This window comes from Microbacterium pratiae (genome assembly GCF_047302165.1).
Taxonomy (GTDB): domain Bacteria; phylum Actinomycetota; class Actinomycetes; order Actinomycetales; family Microbacteriaceae; genus Microbacterium.
Genome location: NZ_CP154843.1, coordinates 1792687 through 1819255, shown reverse-complemented (window position 1 = coordinate 1819255; position 26569 = coordinate 1792687). Strand labels below are relative to the sequence as shown.

General features: G+C 68.9%; 22 protein-coding genes. 10 read left to right on the top strand and 12 right to left on the bottom strand.

The annotated features are described in order from the left end of the window. Window positions 1-7 precede the first annotated feature (7 nt). Together AA0Y20_RS08520 and AA0Y20_RS08515 are read right to left on the bottom strand one after the other, a co-directional pair. Complete coding sequence (locus AA0Y20_RS08520; RefSeq protein WP_412938729.1) at window positions 8-739, bottom strand: response regulator transcription factor; 732 nt, start codon at window positions 737-739, stop codon at window positions 8-10. A 61-nt stretch (window positions 740-800) separates the two neighbouring features. Then, window positions 801-1211, bottom strand: a complete 411-nt coding sequence (locus AA0Y20_RS08515; RefSeq protein ID WP_412938727.1) for a ribonuclease inhibitor — start codon at window positions 1209-1211, stop codon at window positions 801-803. Between the two features lie 160 nt (window positions 1212-1371). Here AA0Y20_RS08515 and AA0Y20_RS08510 point away from each other — a divergent pair, with 160 nt between their 5' ends. Further along, window positions 1372-4596 (top strand): glycoside hydrolase family 9 protein, encoded by a 3225-nt coding sequence (locus AA0Y20_RS08510; protein WP_413331390.1) that lies wholly within the window; start codon window positions 1372-1374, stop codon window positions 4594-4596. Between the two features lie 91 nt (window positions 4597-4687). Beyond that, a complete protein-coding gene (locus tag AA0Y20_RS08505) occupies window positions 4688-5764 on the top strand; it encodes a LacI family DNA-binding transcriptional regulator (protein ID WP_412938724.1) in 1077 nt (358 codons plus the stop codon). A gap of 4 nt (window positions 5765-5768) precedes the next feature. Here the strand turns inward: AA0Y20_RS08505 and AA0Y20_RS08500 are convergent, their stop codons facing one another. The 9 genes from AA0Y20_RS08500 to AA0Y20_RS08460 form a co-directional block, all read right to left on the bottom strand. Then, a complete protein-coding gene (locus AA0Y20_RS08500; protein WP_412938723.1) occupies window positions 5769-6515 on the bottom strand; it encodes a MerR family transcriptional regulator in 747 nt (248 codons plus the stop codon). Next, window positions 6502-7749, bottom strand: a complete 1248-nt coding sequence (locus AA0Y20_RS08495) for an MFS transporter (RefSeq protein WP_412938722.1) — start codon at window positions 7747-7749, stop codon at window positions 6502-6504. The genes AA0Y20_RS08500 and AA0Y20_RS08495 overlap by 14 nt, the downstream gene beginning before the upstream one ends. 62 nt (window positions 7750-7811) lie before the next feature. Further along, complete coding sequence (locus tag AA0Y20_RS08490) at window positions 7812-8381, bottom strand: hypothetical protein (protein ID WP_412938721.1); 570 nt, start codon at window positions 8379-8381, stop codon at window positions 7812-7814. Between the two features lie 57 nt (window positions 8382-8438). After that, entirely contained in the window at window positions 8439-9455 is a 1017-nt protein-coding gene (locus tag AA0Y20_RS08485) for a hypothetical protein (RefSeq protein ID WP_412938720.1), read from the bottom strand. 39 nt (window positions 9456-9494) lie between these two features. Then, entirely contained in the window at window positions 9495-11147 is a 1653-nt protein-coding gene (locus tag AA0Y20_RS08480) for an arabinogalactan endo-beta-1,4-galactanase (RefSeq protein ID WP_412938719.1), read from the bottom strand. Next, entirely contained in the window at window positions 11144-12316 is a 1173-nt protein-coding gene (locus AA0Y20_RS08475) for an arabinogalactan endo-beta-1,4-galactanase (RefSeq protein ID WP_412938718.1), read from the bottom strand. Before AA0Y20_RS08475 ends, AA0Y20_RS08480 begins: the two co-directional genes overlap by 4 nt. Then, a complete protein-coding gene (locus tag AA0Y20_RS08470) occupies window positions 12313-13146 on the bottom strand; it encodes a sugar ABC transporter permease (RefSeq protein WP_412938717.1) in 834 nt (277 codons plus the stop codon). The genes AA0Y20_RS08475 and AA0Y20_RS08470 overlap by 4 nt, the downstream gene beginning before the upstream one ends. Next, window positions 13139-14455 carry a carbohydrate ABC transporter permease gene (locus AA0Y20_RS08465; RefSeq protein ID WP_412938715.1) on the bottom strand — a complete coding sequence of 439 codons (1317 nt, stop codon included), beginning with the start codon at window positions 14453-14455 and terminating at the stop codon, window positions 13139-13141. The genes AA0Y20_RS08470 and AA0Y20_RS08465 overlap by 8 nt, the downstream gene beginning before the upstream one ends. Before the next feature lie 56 nt (window positions 14456-14511). Further along, a complete protein-coding gene (locus AA0Y20_RS08460) occupies window positions 14512-15831 on the bottom strand; it encodes an extracellular solute-binding protein (RefSeq protein ID WP_412938713.1) in 1320 nt (439 codons plus the stop codon). A gap of 188 nt (window positions 15832-16019) precedes the next feature. On the opposite strand from AA0Y20_RS08460, the gene AA0Y20_RS08455 reads away from it, so the two are divergent. Then, window positions 16020-16508, top strand: coding sequence for an NUDIX hydrolase (locus tag AA0Y20_RS08455; RefSeq protein WP_412938711.1), 489 nt, complete (start codon window positions 16020-16022; stop codon window positions 16506-16508). A 67-nt stretch (window positions 16509-16575) separates the two neighbouring features. Beyond that, on the top strand, window positions 16576-17610 hold the full coding sequence (locus AA0Y20_RS08450) for a serine hydrolase domain-containing protein (RefSeq protein ID WP_412938709.1): 1035 nt from the start codon (window positions 16576-16578) through the stop codon (window positions 17608-17610). A gap of 5 nt (window positions 17611-17615) precedes the next feature. On the opposite strand, the gene AA0Y20_RS08445 is transcribed toward AA0Y20_RS08450, so the two are convergent. Further along, window positions 17616-18887 carry an MFS transporter gene (locus tag AA0Y20_RS08445; RefSeq protein WP_088380858.1) on the bottom strand — a complete coding sequence of 424 codons (1272 nt, stop codon included), beginning with the start codon at window positions 18885-18887 and terminating at the stop codon, window positions 17616-17618. Window positions 18888-18929: 42 nt separating this feature from the next. Here AA0Y20_RS08445 and AA0Y20_RS08440 point away from each other — a divergent pair, with 42 nt between their 5' ends. The 6 genes from AA0Y20_RS08440 to AA0Y20_RS08415 all read left to right on the top strand — a co-directional run bounded on the left by AA0Y20_RS08440 (window position 18930) and on the right by AA0Y20_RS08415 (window position 26565). Continuing rightward, window positions 18930-21503, top strand: coding sequence for an ABC transporter (locus AA0Y20_RS08440; protein WP_412938706.1), 2574 nt, complete (start codon window positions 18930-18932; stop codon window positions 21501-21503). Window positions 21504-21729: 226 nt separating this feature from the next. Then, a complete protein-coding gene (locus AA0Y20_RS08435; protein ID WP_368730587.1) occupies window positions 21730-21813 on the top strand; it encodes a microvionin family RiPP in 84 nt (27 codons plus the stop codon). A gap of 63 nt (window positions 21814-21876) precedes the next feature. Beyond that, window positions 21877-22302, top strand: a complete 426-nt coding sequence (locus AA0Y20_RS08430) for a hypothetical protein (protein WP_412938704.1) — start codon at window positions 21877-21879, stop codon at window positions 22300-22302. Beyond that, the gene (locus AA0Y20_RS08425; protein WP_412938702.1) at window positions 22299-23492 is read left to right on the top strand and encodes an aldehyde dehydrogenase family protein; all 1194 of its coding nucleotides are present in this window, start codon (window positions 22299-22301) and stop codon (window positions 23490-23492) included. The genes AA0Y20_RS08430 and AA0Y20_RS08425 overlap by 4 nt, the downstream gene beginning before the upstream one ends. After that, window positions 23483-24028: a flavoprotein gene (locus tag AA0Y20_RS08420; RefSeq protein WP_412938701.1), complete on the top strand. Its 546-nt coding sequence runs from the start codon at window positions 23483-23485 to the stop codon at window positions 24026-24028. Before AA0Y20_RS08425 ends, AA0Y20_RS08420 begins: the two co-directional genes overlap by 10 nt. Further along, window positions 24025-26565 carry a hypothetical protein gene (locus AA0Y20_RS08415; protein WP_413331384.1) on the top strand — a complete coding sequence of 847 codons (2541 nt, stop codon included), beginning with the start codon at window positions 24025-24027 and terminating at the stop codon, window positions 26563-26565. Before AA0Y20_RS08420 ends, AA0Y20_RS08415 begins: the two co-directional genes overlap by 4 nt. Window positions 26566-26569: the final 4 nt, after the last annotated feature.

Sequence of the window (26569 nt, the reverse complement as noted above, 5' to 3'; positions counted from 1 at the left end):
GCCGACGTCACGAGGACGCCGGAGCGGTCGTCGCCGCCCGCAGGATGTAGCCGACGCGGCGGAGCGTGTGGATCATCGGCTCGCGCCCATGATCGATCTTCTTCCGCAGATACGAGATGTAGATCTCCACGATGTTCGACTCCCGTCCGAAGTCATACTCCCAGACGCGGTCGAGGATCTGCTCTTTACTGAGAACCCGATCAGCGTTGAGCATCAGGAAGCGCAGCAGTGAGAACTCCGTCGCCGTCAGGCGGATCTGCTCCCCCGCACGCGTGACCTCGTGATTGTCCTCGTTGAGCCGCAGATCGCCCACCTCGAGCATCGGCGTCGGCGCGCCCTGCATGAGCATCGGGCTGCGACGCAGCAAGCCACGAAGCCGCACCACGACCTCCTCGACGCTGAAAGGCTTGGCGACGTAATCATCGCCGCCGGCAGCGATACCGGTGATGCGGTTCGCGACGGTGCCGTTGGCGGTGAGGAACAGGACCATCGTCTCGCTCAGTTCGCTGCGGAGCGTCCGCAGGACCTCGACACCGTCGATATCGGGCAGGACCACGTCGAGGACCATGAGATGCGGTCTCATGCGTCGCGCGGTCTCGATGGCGCCGGCCCCCGTCGCAGCGACCTCCACGTCCCAGCCCTGCCGCGACAGGACCGCGCCGAGCAGATGGCGCAGGTTCGGCTCGTCATCGACGACGAGCACGCGGATCGCGGGATCGGACAGCGGGGATGACGACATGGACATATCCTCATGCTTCCGCGCGAGGATATGCGCCCGTTAAGAAAAGGCGCGACGAGTCTCAGGCGAGGACGAGCTCGATCTCGGGGTGACCGGCGAAGACCTGCAGGACCGATTCGAAGTACGTGGTCCCGTTCCCCCGCTCGAGGTCGTCCAGCGCGGCGCGCGCCGGACCCGCGGCGTAGATGTCGGGGCGGTCGAGCTTGGCCGTGAGGTAGGCGCGCGTGAGCGGGATGCCCAGAGCGTCTCGCGAGACCGCCGAGTCGGCCCACACGACGCGCGCGGACGACGCGTGAGCGAGAACGCCGAACCCGCCGTACAGGAGGTCGTCGAGCGCATCGAGACTCTCTCCGAGAGACCACTCCTCGTCGGGCATGAGCACGCGATTGAGCTCGCTGTAGAGCGACGGGATGTCACGCACGCGCGCGCCTTCGATCCGAAGGTCGACGGGGGCGGACGGCAAGCGGTTCACATGCCGAGGCTAGCCGTCACGTCGCCGACGAGCCCGCGCGGCAGGGTCGAAACACTTCGTTCACGGCCGGAGGGGTTCTGCTAGCGTTCGTGGGAGCGCTCCCTGGGAGCGCTCTCAGACAAGCGAAGGAGCTTGAATGGATGCAATGAAACATCGTCGGATGAGCCGCACGACGGCCGCGATCACGGCGGGAATTCTCGCGGGAGCCGCGATGACCGCCGTTCCGGTGTCCGCGACGGCGGCACCCGCAGAGCTTGTACGGAACGGAGACTTCTCGACCGGCCATGAACCCTGGTGGTCGGCCGGAGTCGACGGCTTCGACACCGCGACCGGCGCCTTCTGCGCCGGGGTGCCGGGCAGCGAGAACCCCTGGGACGTGCTCGTCGGTCAGAGCGACATCGCGCTGGCCGACGGGGTCACCTACACGCTGACCGCGCGGGTCCGCGCCGATGCACCCGCCACGGTCGTCACGCAGGTCGCGCCCACGGTCCCGGATGCCGCTTACACGACCTATCTTTCGCAGAGCACGCCGCTCACCGACGACTGGCAGCAGGTCAACGGGGAGTTCACGGCGCGTGACCTGGGTCAGGGCACCGTGTCGGAACTGCAGTTCCGTCTCGGCGGGAACACCTCCACCCGTTTCTGCGTCGACGACGTGAGCCTGGTCGCTCAGGACGGGTCGACGCCCCCGACCATCCCGGTCGGTGACGACGAACTGCTCCCCAACCCCACGCTCGACGAGAGCACGACCCCGTGGTGGACGAGCGGACCGGTGTCGCTGTCGAATCCCACGCAGCGGATGTGCGCGACGGTGACCGAGCAGACGCCCGACCTCTGGGACGTGCTCCTCGGCCACAACGACATCTTCCTGCCCGGCGATACCGGATTCCGCCTGAGCTTCACCGCATCCGCCTCGACTGCCGCGACCGTCTCGGCCAAGGTCGGAACCTACACGGGGGCTTCTCCGTCCGACTGGATCGAGCAGTCCTTCACGCTCGGCACCGAACCGCGGTCGTACGACGCCACCTTCACGACGACACCGGCCGACGACTACCACCTCGGCCAGGTGCAGTTCCGTCTCGGCGCGGTCGCAGCGGGCACGGAGATCTGCTTCGACAAGGTCTCCCTCCGGGGAACCGCGTACTCGTACACCGCCGATCCCGGCCCCGCCGTCAAGGTCAATCAGGTCGGGTACCTGCCCCGAGGACCCAAGCGCGCGACCGTCGTCTCCGATGCCAGCACGCCGCTGTCCTGGACCCTCGAGGGGCCGGACGGTTCCGCCCTCGCCGCGGGCGAGACCCGCCCGGCGGGCTTCGACCCCAGTGCAGGCGCCTCGGTTCACACGATCGACTTCAGCGATGTCACCGCGGAAGCCGCGGACGTGAGGCTCCGGGTCGGGGCGGACGTCAGTCATCCCTTCACGATCTCCTCCGATGTCTTCCAGTCGCTGCGTGTCGACTCGATGCGCTTCTTCTATACGAACCGCTCCGGCATCGAGATCGACGGTGACATCGCGGGCGCGGAGTACGCGCGCCCGGCCGGCCACGTCGGCACCTCCCCCAGTCAGGGCGACGAGAACGTGGGGTGCCTCGAGCCGCAGCCGTGGTCCGACGGCTGGACCTGCACCGATCGCCACGACGTGCAGGGCGGCTGGTACGACGCCGGCGACCACGGCAAGTACGTCGTGAACGGCGGGATCGCCGTAGCGCAGGTGATGTCCGCATACGAGCGGGCCGTCGCAGCCGGCACGGCGGATGCCCTGGGCGATTCGACCCTCGCCGTTCCGGAACGGGACAACGGTGTTCCCGACATCCTCGACGAAGCGCGCTGGCAGATGGAGTTCCTGCTGCGGATGCAGGTCCCCTCCGGCGACCCGCTCGCCGGTATGGCGTGGCACAAGGTGCACGACCGCGCGTGGACGGGCCTTCCGCTGATGCCGCATGAGGATCCGCAGGAGAGGCTGCTGCATCGGCCGTCGACGGCGGCGACGCTCAATCTCGCGGCCACCGCGGCACAGGCATCCCGCCTGTTCGAGCCCTTCGACGCGTCCTTCGCCGCCCGGCTGCTCACCGCGGCCGAGCGAGCCTACGACGCCGCCCTGGAGCACCCCGACCTGCTCGCGCCCGCAGAGGACGGCACCGGCGGCGGGACCTATGACGACGACGACGTGACCGACGAGTTCTACTGGGCGGCAGCGGAGCTCTACATCACCACGGGCGGCGACCGCTATCGCACCGATGTCGAGGCGAGCCCCCTGCACCAGGCCGACGTGTTCGAGCCCGGCGGCTTCTACTGGGGCGACGTCGCGGCCCTGGGCCGTATGCAGCTCGCTCGTCTCGCCACGGATCTGCCGGACATCGACCGCATCCGCGCCTCAGTGGTCGACGCGGCAGAGCGCCTGATCGCCGATCAGCGCGCGCAGCCGTTCGGTCAGCCATACGCACCGAACGAGGGACTGTACGACTGGGGATCGAACTCTTCGGTGCTGAACAACCAGGTCGTCCTCGGGACGGCGTTCGATCTCACTCAGCGCCCGCGGTACGCCGACGCTGTCGTCGAAGGGTTCGACTACCTGCTGGGCCGCAACGTGCTCGGCCAGTCGTACATCACCGGATACGGCACGAACGACGCACGGAACCAGCACAGCCGGTGGTACGCCAACGCCCTCGACCCGGCGCTCCCCCACCCTCCCGTGGGCACGGTCGCGGGAGGGCCCAACTCCTCGATCCAGGACCCCGTCGCGGGAGCCTGGCTGCAGGGGTGCGCGCCGCAGGCGTGCTACGTCGACAACATCGGGGCATGGTCGGTGAACGAGATCACCGTGAACTGGAACTCGGCGCTCACCTGGGTGTCATCGTTCGTGGCGGACCTCGGAGACGGATTCGTCGCCGTGTCGCCGCGCGCCGTCGACGACGTGGCATCGGGCCCGGCCGGCACCGCCATTCCCGTCCGGCCGCTCGCCAACGACGTCGCCGGCGATGCGGACGTTCCGCTCACGGCCACGACGCTGACGCTGCTCGACACCGACGACGCGCCGGCGACCTCGATGGTCGTCAGTGGTCAGGGCCGCTACGAGCTCGACGGTGAGGTGGTCTCCTTCGTGCCGGAGGCCGGCTTCGAGGGCAGCGCCGACCCGGTCCGCTACCGAGTCGCAGATACGCGCGGCACGGAGGTGAGCGCGACCATCAGGGTGACGGTCGTGGGCGACACCGCTGTCGGATCACCGCCCGCCCCCGGGGCCGCGGGCTCGAACCCCTCGACCGCGGCGAGCGGCGTCCTCGCGCGGTCGGGAATGGACCCGGCTCCGCTCTGGGCACTGAGCGGCGTGGCCGCCGTGCTGACCGCAGTGGGCATCCTGCTGCTGCATCGGCGACGGCTCGGCTGAGACCCCGCCGGCCCCTCGGAACACGCTCCCGAGGGGCCGGCGTCGTCCGTGTTAGCTTTCGAGCAGTGCGACCACGAGCCGGAACGAGGACATGACCGACACTCCCCCCGCCCGCCGGGCAGCCCGGGTGACGCTGCGGGAGGTCGCCGAGCGCGCCGGCGTCTCTCGCTCGGCCGTCTCGTTCGTGATGAACGGCCGCACCGACCAGCGGCTGTCCGACGACGTGTTCGATCGCGTCCGTCGTGCTGCGGACGAGCTCGGCTACCGCCCGAACATCACCGCGCAGACGCTGCGCACCGGCCGCTCGGGCACGGTGGCCCTCGTGTCCGACTTCGTCAGCAGCACATCGTTCGCGAACTCGATGGTCCGTGGCGCGATGCACGAGCTGCGCGAGCACGACACCCTCCTGTTCACCGTCGACACGCAAGGCGATCCCGAGCTCGAGGAGCAGCTGCTGCAGAGCCTGCTCGGGCGTGACATCGACGGCGTCATCTACGCGTCGATGTTCACGCGGACCATCAGTTTGCCGCGGGCGCTCGCGGGCGTCCCTACGGTGCTGCTGAACTGCGTCACTGCCGACGGCTCGATCGATGCCGTCGTGCCCGACGAGGTCGCCGCGGGCCGCGATGCCGCGCGGATGCTGCTCGATCACGGTCACCGTGACGGCATCTGGTTCGTCGGGGCCCTGCCTGCGGGGTCACGAGGCGGAGCCGCGTGGCCCGAGTGGGCCCCGATCGCACTGACCGAGCGTCGCGCGGGGATCGAGGCGGTGCTGGCGGCGGCCGGGACCGCGCTCGCCGGCGAGGCCGAGATCGACGAGGATTGGGATGTCGCCAACGGACGGCGTGCGGTCGCGCACCTGCTGGCCGGGTCGGCTGCCGCTCCGACCGCCCTCGTCTGCGCGAACGATGCGCTCGCGGTCGGGGCGTACCAGGCGCTGCATCATGCGGGGTTCGACGTCCCGGGCGACGTCTCGGTGGTCGGTTTCGACGGCAGCCCGTTCGCCCGTGCCGTCGAGCCCGAGCTGACGTCGATCGCGCTGCCGCACATCGAGCTCGGGCGTCGGGCCGCTGCGATGCTCGCGGCCCCCGGTGACGTGCCGCGCCTCGAACGAGTACCGATGCCGATCCTGCCGGGCGGGTCCGTCGGGGCTCCGCCCTCCCGGTAGCGCCTCAACTCGCGGCCAGTCGGCTCTCGACGCTGTCGAGCGCCGCACGCTGCCGCGGGTTCAGGGATTCCTCGGCGTACTCGCTGAGCACGTGTGCAGCACGGGTCAGGCGGCTTCTGATGCCCGGCTCATCGATCTCGCCCAGGAGTCCGAGACAGGCGTCGACGAGCTCATCGACGATCCCCTCGACCACAGCGGCATCCGTCGCGTCGTCGATCGCACCGAAGCGATTCATCAGATCGGCGGCCGCTCGGGCACGCGCCGGGACTGCGAGGTGCTCGTACACCCGCACGAGCTGCGGCATCCCCTCCTCTCCGGCGAGGTGTGCGAGGAGCACCGCCTGGTCGCGATCGAACCGCGCCATCTCGGGCGAGAGCCCCGCTGCCACGAACGCGCTCACGACGGGAGCGAGCTCGGGCGGGACATCCGGGCTCGCTCCGGCATCGCGCATCCGCGCGATCAGCTCACGTTGACGGGTCAACCGGGCGATCTGCGCCGAGATCTCGGCGTCGAGGTCGTCGAGCAGCCCCGCAGAGCTGTCGCCGCGGTCGAGCACGGATCCCATCCGTTCGAGCGGCATCCCCAGCGACGCGAGTCGCCGGATCCGCAGCACCCGGACCAGGTCGACGGCGTCATAGTCCCGATACCCGTTGGAGCTGCGCGCGGGCTCGGGCAGGACCCCGATCTGATGCCAGTGGCGAAGCGAACGCACCGTCACTCCCGCGAGCCGCGCGAGTTCACTGCTCTGCACCGACGACCACCCCCGCTTCTTCGCCGTCCGGCCGCCGCTCCAGATTACGCAGGTGCGGGGTCGAGAGCCCCCACACGAGAGCGATGAGCCAGGGCGAGATGACGAGAAGCGCAGCGACCTCGACTCCGAGATGCTCGGTCAGCAGCGCGACCGCGACGAATCCTGCGGCCGGGGCCCCGGTGGTCAGGGCGTTCTGCGTTCCCATGATCCGTCCGCGCATATCGTCGGGGATGCGCTCGATCATCAGCACGCCGATGAGACTGCCGAACGCGCCCCCGCACAGGCCGACGATGACGGCCCCGACCAACACCGCCTCGATCGATGCGAGCGTCCCGATCACGACGAACCCGGCGGCGTTGCCGAGAAGACCCACGATCAGCCAGACGCGTCGGCTTGCGCGGCGACCGAGCACCGCGAAGACCGTTCCGCCGACCAGCATCCCGATCGCGAGGGCGCTCAGCACGAAGCCGAGCATCTCCGGGCGGCCGACGAGTGTGACGTACACGGGAAGGATGAGTCCCTGCAGAGGCGCGAGGACCAGCACCGTGATGAGGCCGAGACCCGTGGTCACCACCAGGAACGGTGTCCGCAGCAGCATCCGCCAACCGTCCCGCAGCATCCGCCAGCCGCCGGCCTCCGGTGCAGCGTCGACGCGCGGGGTGATCACCCCGACGCGGCCCGGGATGAGCAGCGTGACGAGGGCGGCGGCGCCGGATGCCGCAGCCGTGAGCCAGATCACGGCCGATCCCGGGAGAAACGCCATCAGCGTTCCCGCGGCGGCAGGCCCGACGATCAGCGCCAGCGCGCCGAGGGCCTCGCGGAAGCCGACGAGCCGTTCGGACGATGCCCCCGAGTACCGCACCACAGCGGGCAGCAGGGCTTCGCGCGCGGTCAGGCCCGGCACGTCACCGAGCGAACCGATCACCCCGAAGAGGATGAACCAGCCGATGTCGAGCCCGGTGACGAGGTCGACGATCGGAAGGGCCGCAAGCGACGCGGCGGAGACCAGATCTGTGACGACGGAAGAGGTGCGCCGGTTGAGCCGATCGATCACGACCCCCATGAACAGGCCGGCGACCACGGCGGGGACAGCGGTCGCGGCGGCGAGGATACCGGCGCCCAGGACGCTGCCCGTCGACTGCAGCACGATGAGCGGGAGGGCGACTGCGGCGACGGAGTTGCCGAGCAGCGACAGGAAGTACGAGGCCAGGTAGGCCACTGGGGCGATTCTCATGCCGCCAGTCAGCACCCTGACGTAGCGGCGGGGTCAAGCCGGCTTCGTCCCGCCTCGTCGCGTCAGCGGAAGCCGCCCGGACCGAAGAGGTCGGGGCGCTCGGCCTTCAGATGTGCCAGGAGCTGTCCGTACCCCGTCATGGCCGAGGTTGCCGTGAAGGCCGTCCGCCGCTCGCACTTCGCGAGAACCCCGCTGTACCGATGAGCCGCGTGCGGGCGCAGCCGAGTGATGTCCGCGAGTTCGATCCGGATCGGCGGCAGGAAGCCACGCGAGACGAAGACCGCCTGCGGGGCCACTTCGAGACGCATCCGACTCATCCCGTGCGCGAGCCAGAGAAGCGACACCCCGACGAGCAAGGCGCCCATCCCCACGAGCCGCCTCGCCGGCGAGTCCTCCGGACGTGTGATCGGCGCGAGGAGATTCATGACGCCGACGAGCAGCATCACTCCGCCGCAGACCCGCACCATGATTCGACGCCAGCGCTGGGTCGATACGACGAAGAGCACCGTGGCGCGTTCGCCCCGCCACGCGGCAGCGATGTCGGAAGATCGAGCCAGGAGGGCGCTCGCGGTCGCGACGAGGAGCATGACGACGGCCGCAGCGATACCGATCACGGAGATCAGGGCGTCCATGAGCGACGGGCCTTTCGTCAGGGTCGGGCGACCCTCGACGGTACCGCACGTCCGAGTTCACCCGGGCGCGGCACCACCGGTGCTCTCGAGCACGACGTCGCCGTTTCCCGAGCGATGAGGAGGACGTCGGACGAGGCCCGCCGACCCGAGTCGGTCGATCAGATGCGCGGGCGGCAGCGCGAACGTCGGGGCCGCGTCGGGGCGCCGCCGTGCGAGGCCGACCAGGAGGACGAGACCAGACCCGTGGAACGGACGGATGACGATACGCACCGGGCTCGTGCGCGCCGAGAGCTGCAGCGACCGGATGCCGCCCACCGGGGCTTCGAAGAGGACCTCCGCCTCGGGCGAGCGCGCCACCCGGACGGTCTGCGAGTCGCGGGATCCGTCCACGGTGATCACCACATCCGCGGTCCGATGGTGGGCGATCGCCCGCAGCACGAGGTAGGCGGGTGCCGCGACCCCCCAACCGAGGACGAGAAGCATCAGCAGGGGGCCCACCCGCACGAGGATGTCGTCGAACACGACCGTGACCGTTACGACGAGACCTGCGCCCAGGACGGCGATAGTCGCGACCGTCGCGATGTACACCGGCGAGCGCAGAGCGACGACGGGGAGACGCAGGTTCCAGACGTCACCGACCCGCTCCCACTGCGGCACGACGAGCGCCGCTGCGCGGCGGCGCGATGCAGCGGCGACGGCCCCGGAGACCCGGCCGACGAGCGTGAGCCAGATCCAGCCCGCCGCCGGGACGGCGGTGAACCCGAGCGCCGCGGCAATCGCAGGCGGGAGCATGCCGCGCCATCCGTCATCGGCGAGTGTCGCGAACAGCAGCACCCCTACGCCGACCGAGGCCGCCAGGTGGAGCGCGACCGACAGCGTCCGGGGCATGGTGTGGAGCCACCTGACGAGCGCGTGGGCCGCGGACCACCCGGCGAACAGGCAGAGGAGGAACCCCCAGAAATCGTGTGCGGTGCCCAGCAGCGGAACGGCCACGACGATGCAGAGCGCACCCCACAGGAGCGGATGCAGCAGAACCTGCCGCGCGGCCTCGCGGGCGCGCTGCTTCGTCGTCACCGCTTCTCCTCCCCGAACGGAGGATGAGCCTAGCGAACGTCAACCGATCCGCTCGACGCGGACGTCGTCGATGTTGAGCCAGGTACCGCCCGCTGCCTCGGTGTAGAACCCGAACTCGAGGGTGCCGTTCGTGACCGGGACCTCGAGCGAGACCCGTTTCCAATCACCCGCGCTCACCGGGAGATCCGACTGACGCTCGGGTACACCGGAGTTCTTCGCGTACAGATAGGCGGAGGTCTGGCCGCCGCTGTTGAGCGTCCACGCCGAGACCCGGTAGAGCCCCGACGGCAGCCCGCTGAGCGTCTGGTACACCGACGCGGTGTACGGCGTCGACTTCCAGAACGTGAGCTTGAGCGAGCCCACGACCGCGGGATCCTGTGTGAACACCGCGTCGGCGTGCGCGCCCCCGGGCGACCACACGCCCCAACCCGTGGGGGTGTTCGTGTACCCGTCCTGCTCGAAGCCGCCGTTGACGGCCAGGCTCGACGGCGGCGTCTCGCCGAAGACGTCGAGTGTCGCGAGCGCCTCGCCGGCCCAATCGAACAGCGTCTGGTTGTCCCACGGGTTGGACAGCACGCCGGGGTCGTCGTTGTCGGCCTTCCCCGCCTCGGTGCCCCAGTTGGCACCCGCAACGGGCAACCAGCCAGGCTCCCACCAGATGAGTCCGCGGCCGCGGCTGTCCGGGACCGCGCGGACGATGTCGCGGAGATCTCGGAGGAACGCCGTCTGCCCTGCCACGGTCGCGGGGTAGCCGCCTGCCGCCGCCTCCGCCGTGTAGAAGGAGTTGCCGAGACCGTCGCCGTCGCCGAGTGTCCATCCGTACGCGGTCTCGACGATCAGGACGTCCTTGCCGTACCGCGAGCTGATGTCGTTGAGATTGACGGCGAGCTGCCCCATGGTGCCGTGCCAGAACGGGTAGTACGACAGCCCGATGATGTCGAAGGGCACGCCCTGCGCCGTGATCGCGTCGAACCACCAGCGATACAGGGCGTTGTCGCCGCCGTGATCGAGATGCAGGACGACCTCGACATCCTCGCCGGCATGGAGGGCCGCGTCGACTCCCGCGATCCCCGCCTTGAGCAGGCCGGCGAGCTGTGTGAAGTCGGCGACACCGTTGCCGACGCGCCCGTGGTCCCACAGGATGCCGGCGGGTATCTCGTTGCCCATCTGCACCATGTCGGGCACCACTCCGGCCGCCCGCATCGCGTCGATGACGTCCTCGGTGTACGCGCGAACGGTCGACACCAGTTGCGGATAGGTCAGCCCTCGCCAGGCCTTGGGCACGGTCTGCGTCCCGGGATCAGCCCACCAGTCGCTCAGGTGGAAGTCGAGGAGGATGTCCATCCCCGCGGCCTGGGCACGTTGCGCGGTCGCGATCGTCGTCGTCAGGTCGTTCGTGCCGCCGCCGTAGGGCTCGCCGGTGACCGTGTACGGATCGACCCACAGGCGGAGCCGAGCGAGATTCATGCCGGCATCGCCCATGATGTCGATCGGATCGCCCGCGACGCCGTCACGGGAGAACGTCCCCCCGAGCGACTCGACCTCCCGGATCATCCCGAGATCGCCGCCCATCACGAAGTCGTCGGGGTCGGACGCGGCCGTCGCCGTCGTCGTCGGCAGCACCGCCGCGACGAGTGCGAGCGCCGCCACCGTGGCCAGCGCCGATGCGCGTGGTCGAGATCGATGCGTCATTCGTCTTCCTCTCTCGCTGACCGGGGCCGACCGTGTGCCGCCCCGAGTGCGCTCAATGATTCGAGCGCGGACCCCCGCTCGTCGAAGAGCGTCTGATTCGCCCAGCCGTTGCCGGGCTCGGCTACATCATCGCCGTAGGCCATGCCCGCGGGCGACGCCCAGGACGTCCCCGGCACGGGCAGCCATGCGGGCTCCCAGTACACGATGCCCAGGCCACGCCCCTCGGGGACACCGCGAACCACCCGGGCGAGGTCGTCGAGGTAGCGCGCCTGGCCCGCCACAGAGGGCGGATAGACCGCCGCCGGCGAGCTCGCATCGAACATCGACGCGCCCGCCGGGTTGTCCGGACGGTAGGCATACGCGGTTTCGACAACGATGACGTCCTTCGCATAGCGCTCCACGATCTGATGCAGATTGGCGCTGAGGTCGTGCATCGACCCGTGCCACAGCGGGTAGTACGACAGCCCGACCGCGTCGAAGTCGACGGCGCGCGCCGTGATCTCGTCGAACCAGCGACGGTAGAGATCGGCGGCCCCTCCGGCGTCGAGATGCAGCACGATCCGCGAGCGGGCATCGGCGGAACGGACGGCACTCGAACCCGACTGCAGCAAGCGGGCGAGGCGGTCGTACTGATCGCGCGCCTCGTCGTCCGGGACCGCTTCGAACGCGCGGCTGTCGAGGTCGTACCGCGGCGTCCGACCGAATGGCCACAGCATCCCGTTCGTCGTCTCGTTGCCGACCTGGACCCACTCCGGGCTACCCGCGTTCGAGCGCACGGCCGTGACGACCTCGTCGGTATGCGCGGCGACGGCGTCGCAGATGCCATCGAAGTCGAGCCCCGCCCACGAACGCGGAATCGACTGCTTCTTGGGATCGGCCCAGAAGTCGCTGTAGTGCAGATCGATCATCAGGCCGAGGCCGGCGTCTCGCGCGCGCTCGGCGAGCCGCAGCGTCGTGACGAGGTCGTTCGTGCCGCCCTGGTACGGGCGACCCTCCGCGTCGGTGGGATCGACCCACACCCGGAGACGCGCGAGATTGACCCCGTGATCCGCGAGGATCCGGAAGAGATCCCTCGCGCCCGCGGCATCCGAGAACCATCCCCCGAGCGCCTCGACCTCGGCGGTCATCGACACGTCGGCACCTCTGATCTGCAGTGATGTCGTCGTCATTCCTTCTCTCCTCCCTGTGCGAGCCCCGCGACCAGATATCGCTGGAGCACCATGTAGAGCACGGTGATGGGCACCGCGACGAGGATCGCCCCGGCCGCGAATGTCGTGAAGTCGTTCCTGGTCTGATCCGAGATCAGCTGGAACAGTCCGATCGCGACGGTGTAGTTGTGCGGGCTGCTGATCAGCAGACGCGGCAGGATGAAGTCCATCCACGGCACCGCGAACTGCGTCACCGCCACGAAGGTCAGCATCGGAGTCATGAGCGGCAGCAGGATGCGGGTGAAGATCTGCAGATGCGACGCACCATCGAGCACGGCCGCCTCGTCGAGACTCGTGGAGATGCCGTCGAGGTAGCCCTTGAGCAGCCAGACGTTGTAGGGCACCGCTGCTGCGACACTCGCGATCACCAGGCCGGCCAGGCTGTCGAGCAGACCGAAGTTGAGATAGAGGATGTAGATCGCGATCGCCGTCATGAAGGTCGGGAAGATCTGGATCACGAGCATCGCGAGCAGCCCCAGTCTTCGCCCGGCGAAGCGCAATCGGGCGAAGACGTAGGCGGCGATCGCCGACAGCAGCACGCTCAGCACCATGTTCGACACCGCCACGACGAGCGAGTTGCCGTACCAGGTGGCGAAAGGCGTGTCCGTCAGCAGCCGCACGTAGTTGGCGAGGGTCGGATCGGTGGGGATCGCCGACGCCTGTGCGAGCGATCGACCCGACCCCAGTGAGGAGCCGACGATCCACGCCAACGGGTAGAGCACGATCGCGGCGACCACGACGAGCTCGACGTGGATCAGGACGGTGACGAATCGGTTCCGGGTTCTATGCATCGGTGAACGCTTTCGAACGACGCAGGCTCCAGACGGAGAAGCTCCCGACGATGACGAAGATCAGGATGGACATGACCGAGGCGATGTCGTAGAGCCCGTTGTCGAGGGTCAGCTTGTAGAGCCAGGTGATGAGGATGTCGGTGCTGCCGGCGTACCGGTAGTCGGGGTTCGCGGGGCCGCCCTGGGTCAGGAAGTAGATGACCCCGAAGTTGTTGAAGTTCGCCACGAACGACAGGACGATGAGCGGCGCGGTGGCGCGCAGCACGATGGGCAGCGTCAGGTACCGCACCTGCTGACCGGCCGAGGCGCCGTCGATGCGCGCCGCCTCGTAGTAGCTCGGCGAGATGTTCGTCAGCGCCCCGCTGATGAGCGCCATGAAGTAAGGGAAGCCGAGCCAGAGGTTCACGAGGAGCGCGACGAGCCGTGCCAGCCACGGGTTCGCGGGATCGGTGAGCCACATCACCCGCTCGTGCGTGATCCCGAGGTCGACGAGGGCTTGGCTGATCGGCCCGAACTGACCGTTGAACATCGAGCGGAACACCAGGGCGGAGATCATCGCCGGAACCGCCCACGGCAGGAAGAAGATGCTCCGCCACAGTCGAGGAAGTCGGACGCGCCTGCTCGAGACGATCACGGCCTGCAGGAACCCGAGCGCATAGGTCGTGGCTGTCGCGAGCAGCGCCCACAGCACCGTCCATCCGAGAACGCCGAAGAACGTCGCGCTCCACGATCCGACGCCGAGCAGCTGCCCGAAGTTCGCCATGCCGACCCAGTCGACGAGCTGCATCGGCGGCAGGTTGTCGCTGCTGTAGTCGGTGAACGCGATGAGGATGCCGAAGACCACGGGCAGTGCGGTGACGAACAGCAGGAGCACCAGGGTGGGCGCCAGCACGAGGTAGGGGAAGGCCGTCTGACGCGCAGAGCGCAGCCATTCAGCCGCGGTCAGACGCTCTCCGGTCGTCAGCAACCGGCGTCTGGTCCGCGCCGCATCGCGCGCGGCCCAGACGGTGACCGCCGTCATCAGCGCGAGAACGAACACCGCGATGATGCCGTTGATCATGAGGACGATCGAATGGTCGCCCGGCGACAGACCCGCCACCGTCATCGTGCGGGGCTGCGCGCCGAGGGTGACGAGCCCCCAGACTCCGCGGACGAAGAACCCGCCGTGGGTGCGCGGCGTGTAGCCCGAGAGGTCGGCGTAGTGGCCCGTCAGCAGTTCAGCGGCCACCGCCGTGCCGCCGACGGCCAGGAGCATGACTCCTTTGCCCCACTCGCGATTGAGCAGCTGCCCGAGCCCGGGCACCAGCACGGAGGAGAGCCCCAGCGACCAGGGGGCGGCGGTCCTCGCTCCGGGTCCGTGAGGACTCACTCCCCCAACCCGGTCAGGTCGACGTAACCGCTGACAGCCTGATCCTGGGCGGCCGCCGGGTCGAGAACGCCGTCCCACACGCTCGCCACCAGGCTGTTGCCGACGGTCCAGAGCGCGTCTCCCACGTCGGCCACGAGGTCGGACCGCTCGGCCTGTGCGAGGACGCCGTTCGCATACGGGTCATCGGCCAGTCCCGGTGTGGACTGGGCATTCAGCCTCGTGAGCGCGGGGATACCACCCGTCGTTCGGTACAGCGCGGCGGCCGCCTCATCCGACGCGAGGAAGGCTGCGAAGACGCGCGCGGCACCGGGATGCTCGGAGTAGCCCGAGACGACGCCGACGCCGAGACCCGCGAGGGTCGCCGCGTCGCCGCCGCCCTCAACGGACGGGAGGGTCGTCACTCCGAACTCGAAACCGTTCTCCGCTGCCCCGGCCGTGAAGTCACCGATCGACCACGGCCCCGTGATCACGTAAGGGGTCTGTCCCTTCGCGAACTCCATCTCGATGGAGTCCCAGGTGGCATCCGCAGAGTTGACCGGCCAGAGATCGCGTAGCGCGCCGTAGTACTCGAGTCCGGCGGCGAGCGCGGGCGCGTCGAGACCCGGAGCCCCCTCGTCGGCACTGAGATGCCAGCCGAGCGAGCTGAGCACCGGGTAGGCGTAGTAGAGCTGGCCGCTCAGCCAGCGGATCGTCCAGCGGTTCGCGCGGGGATCGTTGTAGGCGGCGGCGAGCTCGCGGATCTGCTCCCAGGTCGTTGCGGGCTCGATGGAACCGGTGAGCTGCTCCAGGAGGGTCTTGTTGTAGAACAGCGCGATCGACTCCGTCGACACGGGCACGCCGTAGAGCTCGCCGTCGCGGCTGACGACGCCGGCGAAGGAGTCGCCCACCCGCGAGGTGATGTCGTCGGCATACTCGCCCAACGGGGCCGCGACGCCCGAGTCGATCGCGCCGGACAGGTCGGTGAAATTCGTGAAGTAGACGTCCGCACCGGTTCCGGCCTCACCGTCGAGCTCCATCTTCGCGACCGCGTCGACCTTAGACACCGTCGTCAGCTCGATGCGAATGTCGGGATGCACCGCGGTGAAGGCCTCGACGAGCGCCTCGCCGTACTCGGGATATTCGACCCACACCTTCAGCGGCGCCTCCCCGCTGGCGATCTCGGGCTCGATCTCGTATGCGCCGATGGCGTCGTCCCAGGTCAGGTTCGCTTCGCCGTCGGCCGGCGCGCTCGAGCATCCCGCGGTGATCGCGAGCGAGAAGACGACGCCGGCTCCGACGGTGATGCGTGTGATGGCTGCTGTGCTTCGGGTGGTCATGCAAACTCCTTCGTTGCGGTGACTGTGACCGGTCCCAGTCAACTGACGCGGTGCACGTGAGTCCATGACGGTAGTGGCAGGATCGTCCCCCCGTGCGGTCTCTCCCTGGGGAGGAGTCGGTGGCGACGGAGCTCGCGATCATCCGCCGCCACTGGCACAGTGATCAGTGAGAGCAAGGATCGATGACGATGGAAAAGCTGGTACTGCTCAACGTGTACGTGCTCGCCCGCGACCGCGAGCATCCGTCTCGGGTACTGCTGCAGCAACGCTGGAAACCGGACACGGATCCCGCGAACAGCGGGCGCTGGGAACTCCCCGGAGGCAAGTGGCGGGCGTACGAGTCGATCGCTTCGTGCGCCGCACGCGAGCTGCACGAGGAGACGGGTCTCGTCGACGTGGACGTACGGGGCCACCGCAGCGACCACGAACTCCTCGGCGACACGGTGCAGGTCAGCGAGAGCGTGCAGCTGGTGCAGATGATCGAGGGGCCCTATCCGTCTGTGCTCGCGGTCGTCGACGCCGTCGCGTCCGGGCAACCGCGCGCGACCGGCGACGGGTCACGCGCGGCGCAGTGGATCGAGGAGTCGCGGCTCCGCGACATGCTCCTGACCGAACCGGAGACGTTCACGGCGTTGAGCTACGCCGCGCTGAGCCACCGGTTCGGAGTGGAGCCGTGACGACTGCCCGACCCGACGCCGCTTGTGCCGGTCGCATCGGCCGCAGTGCGGCTGGCACAGTGGGGGGATGAGCACGTTGGAAAGCGACATCATCGACGAGCGGGCGCTGAGGTCCGCGATCGCAGGTGCGCCGTTCTCCGGGGTCATCAGCGTCGACTCGGGCGACGCTCCGGTATGGCGGAGCGCGCACGGACTGGCTGACCGCGCGAACGGGACGCCGGCGAGCGAGGCCACACGATTCGCGATCGCATCGGGAAGCAAGGCGTTCACCGCGCTTGCGATCATGCGGCTCGTGGAAGAGGGCGATCTCGCGCTCGACACAGCGGTCCGAGACCTGCTCGGTGACGACCTTCCGCTCATCGACCACGCCGTCACCGTCGAGCATCTCCTCGGCCACACGTCGGGGATCGGCGACTACATCGACGAGGACGACGATCTCGATGTGTCGGAGTTCTTCCTCGGAGTGCCCGTGCACACGCTGACGACGGCGGAAGCGTTCCTTCCCCTGCTCGACGGCATCCCGCCCCGGGCCGCTCCCGGCGAGACCTTCTCGTACTGCAACAGCGGGTACGTCCTGCTGGCGATCATCATCGAGCGGGTGACGAGGCGCGGGTTCCACGAGGTCGTGCATGACCTCGTCATCGCCCCGGCCGGCCTCACCGACACCGATTTCCCCCGTACCGACGAGCTCGGCGCGGATCATGCCCGCGGCTACGTCTTCGACGAGGGACTGCGGGTCAACACGCTGCACCTGCCCGTCCGCGCCGGCGGCGACGGCGGCGCTTCGACCACGACCGCCGACGTGCACCGGTTCTGGCGAGCGTTCTTCGACGGACGCATCGTCTCCCCCGCGTCCGTGGCTCTCATGACGGCGCCACGTTCCCGGGTCGAAGACGAGGAGATGAGATACGGCCTGGGTTTCTGGCTGACCGAGACGGGGGCCGGCGTCGTGCTGGAGGGCTGCGACGTGGGAGCGTCGTTCCGTTCCGTGCATCACCCGCCGACCTCGACGACGGCGACCGTGATGAGCAACACGGCCGACGGCGCGTGGCCCGTCGCGCGCGTGCTGGCCGATGCGATGGCCGCGCTCGACGATCGGTAGGCCGCTCAGCCGGCCGGGACGGCTTCGTTCTCGTCGTCTTCGATGACCGGCGGTGCTGCCGCGATGTGCGTGATGGGACGCCACACCAACAAGAGGGTGAGCGCGGCACCCACGAACGCGAACCACCAAGGACCCGTCGGCCCCCAGACCTGCGCGATCACCCCGCCGAGCGCCTGACCGATGACGAGGCCGCCGAAGACACCGACCATGTTCACCGAGGCGATGCGTCCCTGCAGCTCGTGTGGAACCAGGCGCTGGCGGACCGTGGTCGAGATGGTCGCCCAGACGAACGCGTAGGCGCCGAACGCGATCATGATGACGAACGCCACGACGCCGGACGTCGTCAGGGCGAACGCGAGGTGCATGAGGACCTCCGCAGTAAGGCACACCCTCATCAGCGCGGCGAACGAGAAGCGTCGTTCCAGCCTTCCGAACAGCAGCGTCGCCGCCAGTCCCCCGATGGCCGAGGCCGTGGTCAGCGCGCCGTACCCGACGGGACCCATTTGCAGGTAGTCGGTGGCGTACAGCACGAGCACACCCCAGGGCGCGGCCCACGTCACGTTGAAAGTGAGGATGATGATCACAAGCGTCCGCACAGGGGGGTTGCACCACAACCAGCGGATGCCGCTCAGGATGTCGGCGTGCACCGCGGTCCGCTCACGCGCTGCATCCACTGGTTCGACTCTCTTCGTCGCCGTGATTCGCGAGATGAGGACGATCGCGAGCGCGACGCACAGCCCCTGGACGGCGAACGGCCAGAACGACCCGATGGCGAACAGGAAGGCACCGAGGGGCGGGCCGCCGAGCTGGTTCGCCACGAGGAACCCGGCCTGCAGCCGCGCGTTGCCGATCCCGAGGTCGCTCTTGCGCACCATCATCGGCAGCAGGGTGCTGCTGGTCGTGTCGACGAACACCTCGGCGGTGCCGTAGAGGAAGGCCACGATCAGCACCATCCAGATGCTGGCGAGTCCGGTGATGAGGAAGACGCACAGACCGATCAGCACGAGAGCCCGGATGCCGTTGGCCACCATGATCAGGATGCGCCGGTCGACCCGGTCGGCGATCGCGCCGGCGTGGAGTCCGAACAGCAGCCACGGCAGGAACTGCATGACGGCACCGGAGGCCACCAGGATGGGCGAATCGGTCATCGACGCGATCAGGAGCGGCGCGGCTGCGAGGGCGATGCCGTCGCCGATGTTGCTCGTCAGCGACGAAGCGAACAGCCACCGGAAGTCACGGCCGAGGCGCCGCGGCGCGACCCACTCTGCGATACCCACCGCACGAGCCTAGAGCGCACCTCGGACACGTAGGCTTGCCCGATGTCCGGAGACCGCCGCACGACCCCCGATGCCTTCGTCCGTGTGCGCGGAGCGAACGAGAACAACCTCCGGAACGTCGACGTCGACGTTCCGCGCGACGCGATCGTCGCCTTCACCGGGGTGTCGGGCTCAGGCAAGTCGTCGCTCGCGTTCGGGACGATCTTCACTGAGGCGCAACGCAGGTATCTCGAGTCCGTGGCCCCTTACGCCCGGCGCTTGATCCAGCAGGGCCACAATCCGCACGTCGAGTCGATCACGGGGCTTCCGCCGGCCGTCGCCCTGCAGCAGCGTCGCGGTGCGCCCAGCTCGCGCTCGAGCGTCGGCACCGTGACGACGCTGTCGAACTCGCTGCGGATGCTGTTCTCGCGCGCCGGCACGTTCCCCGACGGGTTCACCGACCGGCTCGACTCCGACGCCTTCTCCCCCAACACCGCCGCCGGCGCGTGCCCGGAGTGCCACGGCATCGGCGTCGCGCACACGGTCACCGAGGAGACCCTCGTGCCCGATCCCTCCCTCAGCATCCGCGACGGCGCGATCGCCGCGTGGCCGGGCGCGTGGCAGGCGAAGAACCTCCGCGACATCACCATCGCCCTCGGCTACGACGTCGACCGCCCGTGGCGCGACCTCGACCCCGCCGACCGCGAGTGGATCCTGTTCACCGACGAGCAGCCCATCGTCGAGATCGCGCCGCAGCGCGACCGCGTGGCCAAGCCCTACAAAGGCATGTTCTGGAGCGCGAAGAAGTACGTCTTCCACACCCTCGCCGATTCGAACAGCGCGAAGATGCGTGAGCGGGTGCTGCGGTTCGTCCGCACGGGCATCTGCCCGCTGTGCGGCGGGTCGGGTCTGCGGCGCGAGGCGCTCGCCGTCACCTTCGCCGGCCGCACCATCGCCGAGCTGAACGCCCTGCCGATGAGCGAGCTCGCCGACATCCTGCGTCCCACCACGGAGCTGACGGATGCCGCGCCCGCGCTCACGACGTCATCGTCGGGCGAGCGCACGGATGTCGCCGTCGCGATCACCACCGACCTCGTCGCCCGCGTCGAGGTGCTCATCGACCTGGGGCTCGGCTACCTCGGGCTCGGTCGCGTGACCACCACCCTCTCCCCCGGCGAGCTGCAGCGCCTGCGCCTGGCGACGCAGCTGCGCTCGGGCCTGTTCGGGGTGGTCTACGTGCTCGACGAGCCATCGGCCGGGCTGCATCCCGCCGACGCCGAGCCGCTGCTCGATGTGCTGGAGCAGCTGGCGGCATCGGGGAACTCGGTGTTCGTCGTCGAGCACAACATGGACGTCGTCCGAGGTGCGGACTGGATCGTCGATGTCGGCCCCGGAGCGGGCGAGGGCGGCGGCGAGGTGCTCTATAGCGGAGCCGTCGATGGGCTCGCCGAGGTCACCGCATCAGTGACGCGGCCCTTCTTGTTCCCCGGCACCGAGGGTGGCGCCGTGGAGTCGCGCTTCTTGCGCTCCCCCACCGACTGGCTGACGCTCGAGGGCGCGTCGCTGCACAACCTCGCGAACGTCGACGCGGCGTTCCCGCTCGGGACGTTCGTCGCGGTCACAGGGGTGTCGGGGTCGGGCAAGTCGTCGCTCGTCGGCGGAGTGCTCCACGACGTGGTGCGGCGTCATCTGCGCGGGGATGAGACGGCGGACCAGTCGCACGACGAGACGACGGATGCCACAGAGCCGGGCGAGGCGGGCCCGGTCGAGGCGCTGCCGGACGGGCAGGCCGAGGTCCCCGCGGTGCGAGCGGTCACCGGCCTCGATCACATCGACCGTCTGGTGCGCGTCGATCAGAAGCCGATCGGACGTACGCCGCGCTCGAACCTGGCGACGTACACGGGCCTGTTCGATGCGGTGCGCGCGGTCTTCGCCGGCACCGACCTCGCACACGAGCGCGGGTACACCGCCGGCCGCTTCTCGTTCAACGTCGCGGGAGGCCGCTGCGAGACCTGCCTCGGCGAGGGTTACGTCTCGGTCGAGCTGCTGTTCCTGCCCGGCAGCTACGGAAAGTGCCCGACGTGCGACGGCGCTCGGTACAACGCCGAGACGCTCGAGGTCACCTACCGCGGCAAGAACATCGCCGACGTGCTCGCCCTCACCGTCGATGACGCTGCCGGCTTCCTCGAGCCGGTGCCCGCGGCATCCCGGAGCCTGCGCACTCTGCGCGATGTCGGCCTCGGCTACTTGCGACTCGGTCAGCCGGCCACCGAGCTGTCGGGCGGCGAGGCCCAGCGCATCAAGCTCGCAACCGAGCTGCAGCGCGCCCGTCGCGGTCACACCCTCTACCTGCTCGACGAGCCCACCACCGGACTGCATCCCGCCGATGTGCGCCTGCTGCTCGCGCAGCTGCACACACTCGTGGACGCCGGCAACACGGTGGTCGCGGTCGAACACGACATGGATGTCGTCGCCTCAGCCGACTGGGTCATCGACCTCGGCCCGTCCGGCGGCGACGCCGGCGGGCGCATCATGGCTGCGGCCGCGCCCGCCGAGCTCGTCCGGCATCCCTCCAGCCGGACGGCGCCGTATCTCGCTCGGGTCCTCTCGAACGTCATTTCCGCACCAGCCGGATAGCACGCTGACGCCGAAAATCGAAAAACGCTTGTAATTAAGGCGAACGCCCGTGTTACTATCGCCACGTATGTAGCCAGATGTGGCAATAGGCCGCACGTGGGGGGTCATCCGTTTCGCCAAGCGTGGGAGTTTCGTCGAGTTCTCGTGGCTCTTCGCAACGCGCTCACACGCGTCTGATCGCCTGCATTGCCGCCGGGATCCCGGCCACGGGAAGGAGGTGGAATCGATGACCTTGGAACAGCTCGAAGCGCTTGACGCGAGTTCGGAGGCGGCGGAAATGGCCGCCAGCCTCGGCAGCCAGTCCTGCTGACAGATAAGCGGGCGGACGCGACCGCGTCCGCCCGCTCCGCTTCCCCTCGACGAGGAGGTCTTCGTGACCGCATTGACCCGCGTGCTCCATGCCCCGAACACCGCGGCATCGATCGGCGTCCCCGCGTGGTTCGACGACGTGGCCGTCGACGACTTCCTGGGCAGCGGGTTGGTGGTCATCACCGACGACGCGGCCTGCCATGTCGGCTTCTCGCTCGCGCCCGAGCACCCGACCGCGACGTGCTTCGTCGCCGTCCCCGATGGACATGACACCCCCGACTGGGTGGCATCCGCCTTGACGGGAGCCGCCTCCGAGGCCCGGATGCGCGGGGCCGACCGATTCGAAGCCTGGGTTCCGGCGTGGAACGCGGCGATCGCCGACGTGGCCGAACAGTTCATGACCCGGGAGGGCGTCCTGGAAAAGGCCGTCTTCGCCTATGGCGAGCGCTGGGATCTGACCCTCTTCTCCGTCCCCGGCGGTGGACGATGACGCTCGACGCGCTCGACGTCCCTCGCGATCTCGATGTGTCGGTGCAGCGCAGCTTCGAGCAGTCGCTGATCCGCCACGCGCCGCGACTGCTTCACCGACTGACTGAGCAATGCACACTCCACAGCGCCGAGATCGAGTTGGCGCAGTCTCTCCGCCTCGCACGGAATCTCGAACGGCTCGCGTGCGCTCCGGCTCGGCGCCAGGCCCAACCCGCAACGGTGTACACCTTTCTGCCGCGAAACAATCTTCTGTATTCGATCGCCCTGTACTGCCTGATCCCTCTCTCCCTCGGGCTCCCCGTGCAGGCGAGAACGCCCGCGGCGCTCTCGGGTCTGGTCACCGAGCTCTGGCAGCTGACCGGGCTCGACCGCTTCGGAAGCGCCCGCCTTCGCGACGAATCGCAGCGGGATTTCACCTCGCGTTCCTCAGCGGAGGACGTGCTGATCTTCACGGGGCGAAGCGAGAATGGCCGCCGTGTCGAGGCGCAGACGTCGCATCGAGCGTTCATCGGATTCGGGTCCTCGCTGAATCCGGCCATCGTGATGCCCGGGGCGGATCTCGCGAAAGCGAGCGACGACCTCGTCTTCGCGCGCCTGTACAACTCCGGCGCCGACTGCCTGGCTCCGGACGCGGTCTTCGTTCACGAGTCGGTGTACGCGGAGTTCCACGAGCGGCTGACCGCCCGGTTGACGCTGCTCGAGGTGACCGATCGCAGATCCGCCGGCACGATCGCGCATGCTCCGAGCCCGGACGAGCGAACCGCGACGCAGGGGCGACAGTTCCTTGCCGAGATGGCGGATCGGACGACATGGTCGGGTCCTGACTGCGACTCGCCCGATTTCGTTCCGACAACCGTGACGACGAGCGACCTCGCCGAGGCCTCGCATACCGAGCTCTTCTCCCCCGTCTTCAACGTCGTGACGTTCTCATCGTGGGAGCGTCTCCTCGAGACCTTCGCCGCGGCACCCTACGCGGGCAGTGAGATGTACCTCAGCCTCTACGGCGGCGCCGGGGGGCCGGTGCCGGACGCCTACCGGCTGTGCCCGTCGTCTACGCCGTTTCACCACGAGGCGGCATTGCGGCCCTTCGGCGGCTACGGTGCGGACGCGACCTGGCTCACGGTCGACGGGATGACGACGGGCAGACCCGTCAGTGTGTTCCACACGCTGAGGAGGGAACTGTGCGCGTGACCATGGTCGCCACGGGGGCCGTCTCCGCCGCGCACTTGCCGATGTACCTCTCCTGGCTACGTCGCCGGGAGGCGCACGGTCTCGAACGCATCGTGATGACCCGCTCCGCCTCGCACTTCGTGAGCCCACTGTCGCTGCGCAGCATCGCCGGGGTGCCGGTAATACAGGACGACTGGGACTCGTTCTCGACCGCCGATCTGCACCATGTCGAACTGGGCGAGTCGACCGACGTGATCCTCGTCTACCCGGCGACGGTGAACTATCTGATGCGCGTCAGCCTGCTCGCCTTCGACACCCCGTCGGTGGCCGCTATCGCGACGGGCGCCTGCACGACTGTTCTCTGCCCGTCGCTACCACCGCGGATCGTCGCGCATCCGCTGTACACGGCAGCGCGGCACCGGATCGAGTCCGTGCCTCAGTACCGGATGGTCGAGCCGGTCGTCGGGGAGAGTCTCGCGAGCACGGCACCAGGATCCGTGCCGCCGCCGCTCTGGGAGTTGTGGCCCGAACTGGAAGGGATGGTGACTCAGCCATGACATACCTCGACGACCTCGCAGACCCCGTGATGACCGCACCCATCACCCTCTGGCGTCCCGAGGAGCAGGACTTCCCGATCGACCGACGGTTCTTCGGCCCTCTGGGGCACCCATCGCCGGATCCGACGTCGGATTGGGGAATCTGGCGCGTCATCCGCGGACGCCGCCCGCTGCCGGCTCAAGGCTTCAAGATCCATCTCGCTCCGCGCTTCGACGAGTTCGACGAGGTTCTCGGCATCGCCGAGCGCGTCGCGCAGGAGTTCGAGCTGACACTGAAGCACGTCGCGCGACGCGAGTTCCTCTGGGCGCTGTATTCCAAGAACGCGCCACGGGCGAACGCCGGTAAGGCGATCGTGCTCTACCCGCGGCCCGAGGATCTGGCCAGATGCCTCGTCTCGCTCCGGCGAGCGCTCGGGCCGCGTTCCGGGCCTCCGGTCGCCGGCGACGACTCCCTCAGCGATACGATCATCCACTGCAGATTCGGCGCGTTCGAGTTCTCGGATGCGACGGAGTTCGACGAACGGGGACACGCGCTGATCGAGGGCCCCGACGGGACGCTGCGGCCGGATGCTCGCGCCGTTGTGCCCGTAGCGGCCGATAAGGACCATCTGTTCGAGCTGTCCGGTCTCCGCTTCGACGCCGAGCCGCATGCGCTCCCGGACAGATATCGCGTCCGCGGTGCCGTCGCGGTGCACGCGGGCGGCGGAACCTACCTCGCCGACGATCTCGCGACGGGTGACAGAGTCGTCATCAAACGCGGCATCCGTTTCATCGGCCTCGACGGCCACGGCACCGATGCGGCGCAGCGGATCCGCGACGAGGCGGCGACGCTTCGGGCGATGGCCGACAGCCCCGAGCTGGATGGTCGCGTTCCACGGCTCGTCGACACCTTCGAGATCGGCACGAGCAGTTTCCTGGTCGAGACCAGGGTCGATGGGGTCACGCTTTTCGAATGGGTGGCCTCGAACAGCCCCGTGTACGCGGGCATCGACCTGGGCACCGACGACTACCGGGCTCTTGCCGCGACGTACTCCCGACGCGTTGCGACGATCGGTGATCGATTGCGTGAACTCGTCGGAGATCTGTCGCGAGTCGGCATCACGCACAACGATCTCCAGCCCGCGAACGTGCTCGTCACGGATGCGGGAGTCGCTCTCGTCGACTTCGAAGCGGCCAGCCGCGGAGGGCCGTCGGGCGTGCGCGGAGTGCCATGGGTGTACGGAACCCGGCGCGAATACTCGACCCAGAGCGACGTCGACGCAGTCGACCGGCTCATGGCCTACGCCTACTGGCCGCCGGTCGTCTCAGCGCACCTCGATCCCGACTGGAGATCGAGGTTCGCGGCGGGCGTGCAACGCTACTTCTCCGGCCGTGCGCCGGTATCGCATGCGACCACCCATGGCCCCGCCGAACCACCGGCCACGCCGCCCGCGGCTGCGGATGTCTATCGGGCCTATGCGAGAGCGTGCCGCCATTACCTGGATACCGGAATCGGTCTTCCGCATCCGCTGCGCTCGCCGCGAGGAGATCTCGACAACCGGCCCGTAGCGAGCCTCGGATCAGGCCTCCTCAGCCTGCTCTTCCTGCCCCGCGACGACGACGAGGTGCGCTCGGCCCAACACCGGCTGATCGCCCTCCTCGCCGAGGGCCCGTCGCGGCCGTTGCGTGTCTCCGACCTCGGCCTCATCGGCGGAGTCGGCCTGCTCCCGGCCGCTCTCCGGCGCCACGGCGAGAGTGACAGCGCAGCACTGTGGTCGGAGGCTTACCTGGACCGCCTTGAGGCGACGGAGTTGAATGCGCTCAGCTCTCGGTTGGACACGGGGTTGTCAGGCATTCTGACCGCCATTCTCCTCGGGGCCGATGGGCGACCGTCGGGTCGCGCCGCGGTCATCGCCGACCGTGTCGGGAGGGACCTCGAGACCCGAGCCAGACATCTACTCCGCGACGATCTCGGGCGATCGTCCGACGCCGAGCAGCGTGGCCTGATGGGCGGTGGCCCGGGGATCGCCCTCGCGCTTTCGATCTGGGCCCGGTCGCACGGGGGCGATGCCGCCATCCCGTACGACCTCATCGACAGCGAGCGCCGCCGCTATCAGGTCGTCAATCGTGCGCTCTACTTCGTCGACGAAGACAACAAGTTCCGCCCGTACCTCGACCGGGGCAACGCCGGGCTGCTCGTCGCCGCGTCGACGATCCTGCCGGCGAACGAACTGGCGAATCCGCGTTGGCAGCGGATCGCGGCCGGGCTCAAGACAGCCCTGGGGGTAGCGCCGGGCCTCATGACGGGAGCCGCCGGGCTGCTGTTCGCCGCGAGTGTCGTCAACGCGCGCCTCGGACATCTTCCCGGCCGGATCGACTCGGCCGGGCTGCTCGCCGACCTCCAATCGATGCTCGTGCCGACGCCCCACGGTCCGCTGACACCGGGAGGCCTCGGCCGCCGGGTCGCCCTCGACGGGGCGACGGGAGCGGGCGGGGCAGCGATCGCGGTCGCGACTCACCGCGGCGATCTCTCGCTCGCCGGTCTGATCGACAACTGAACCC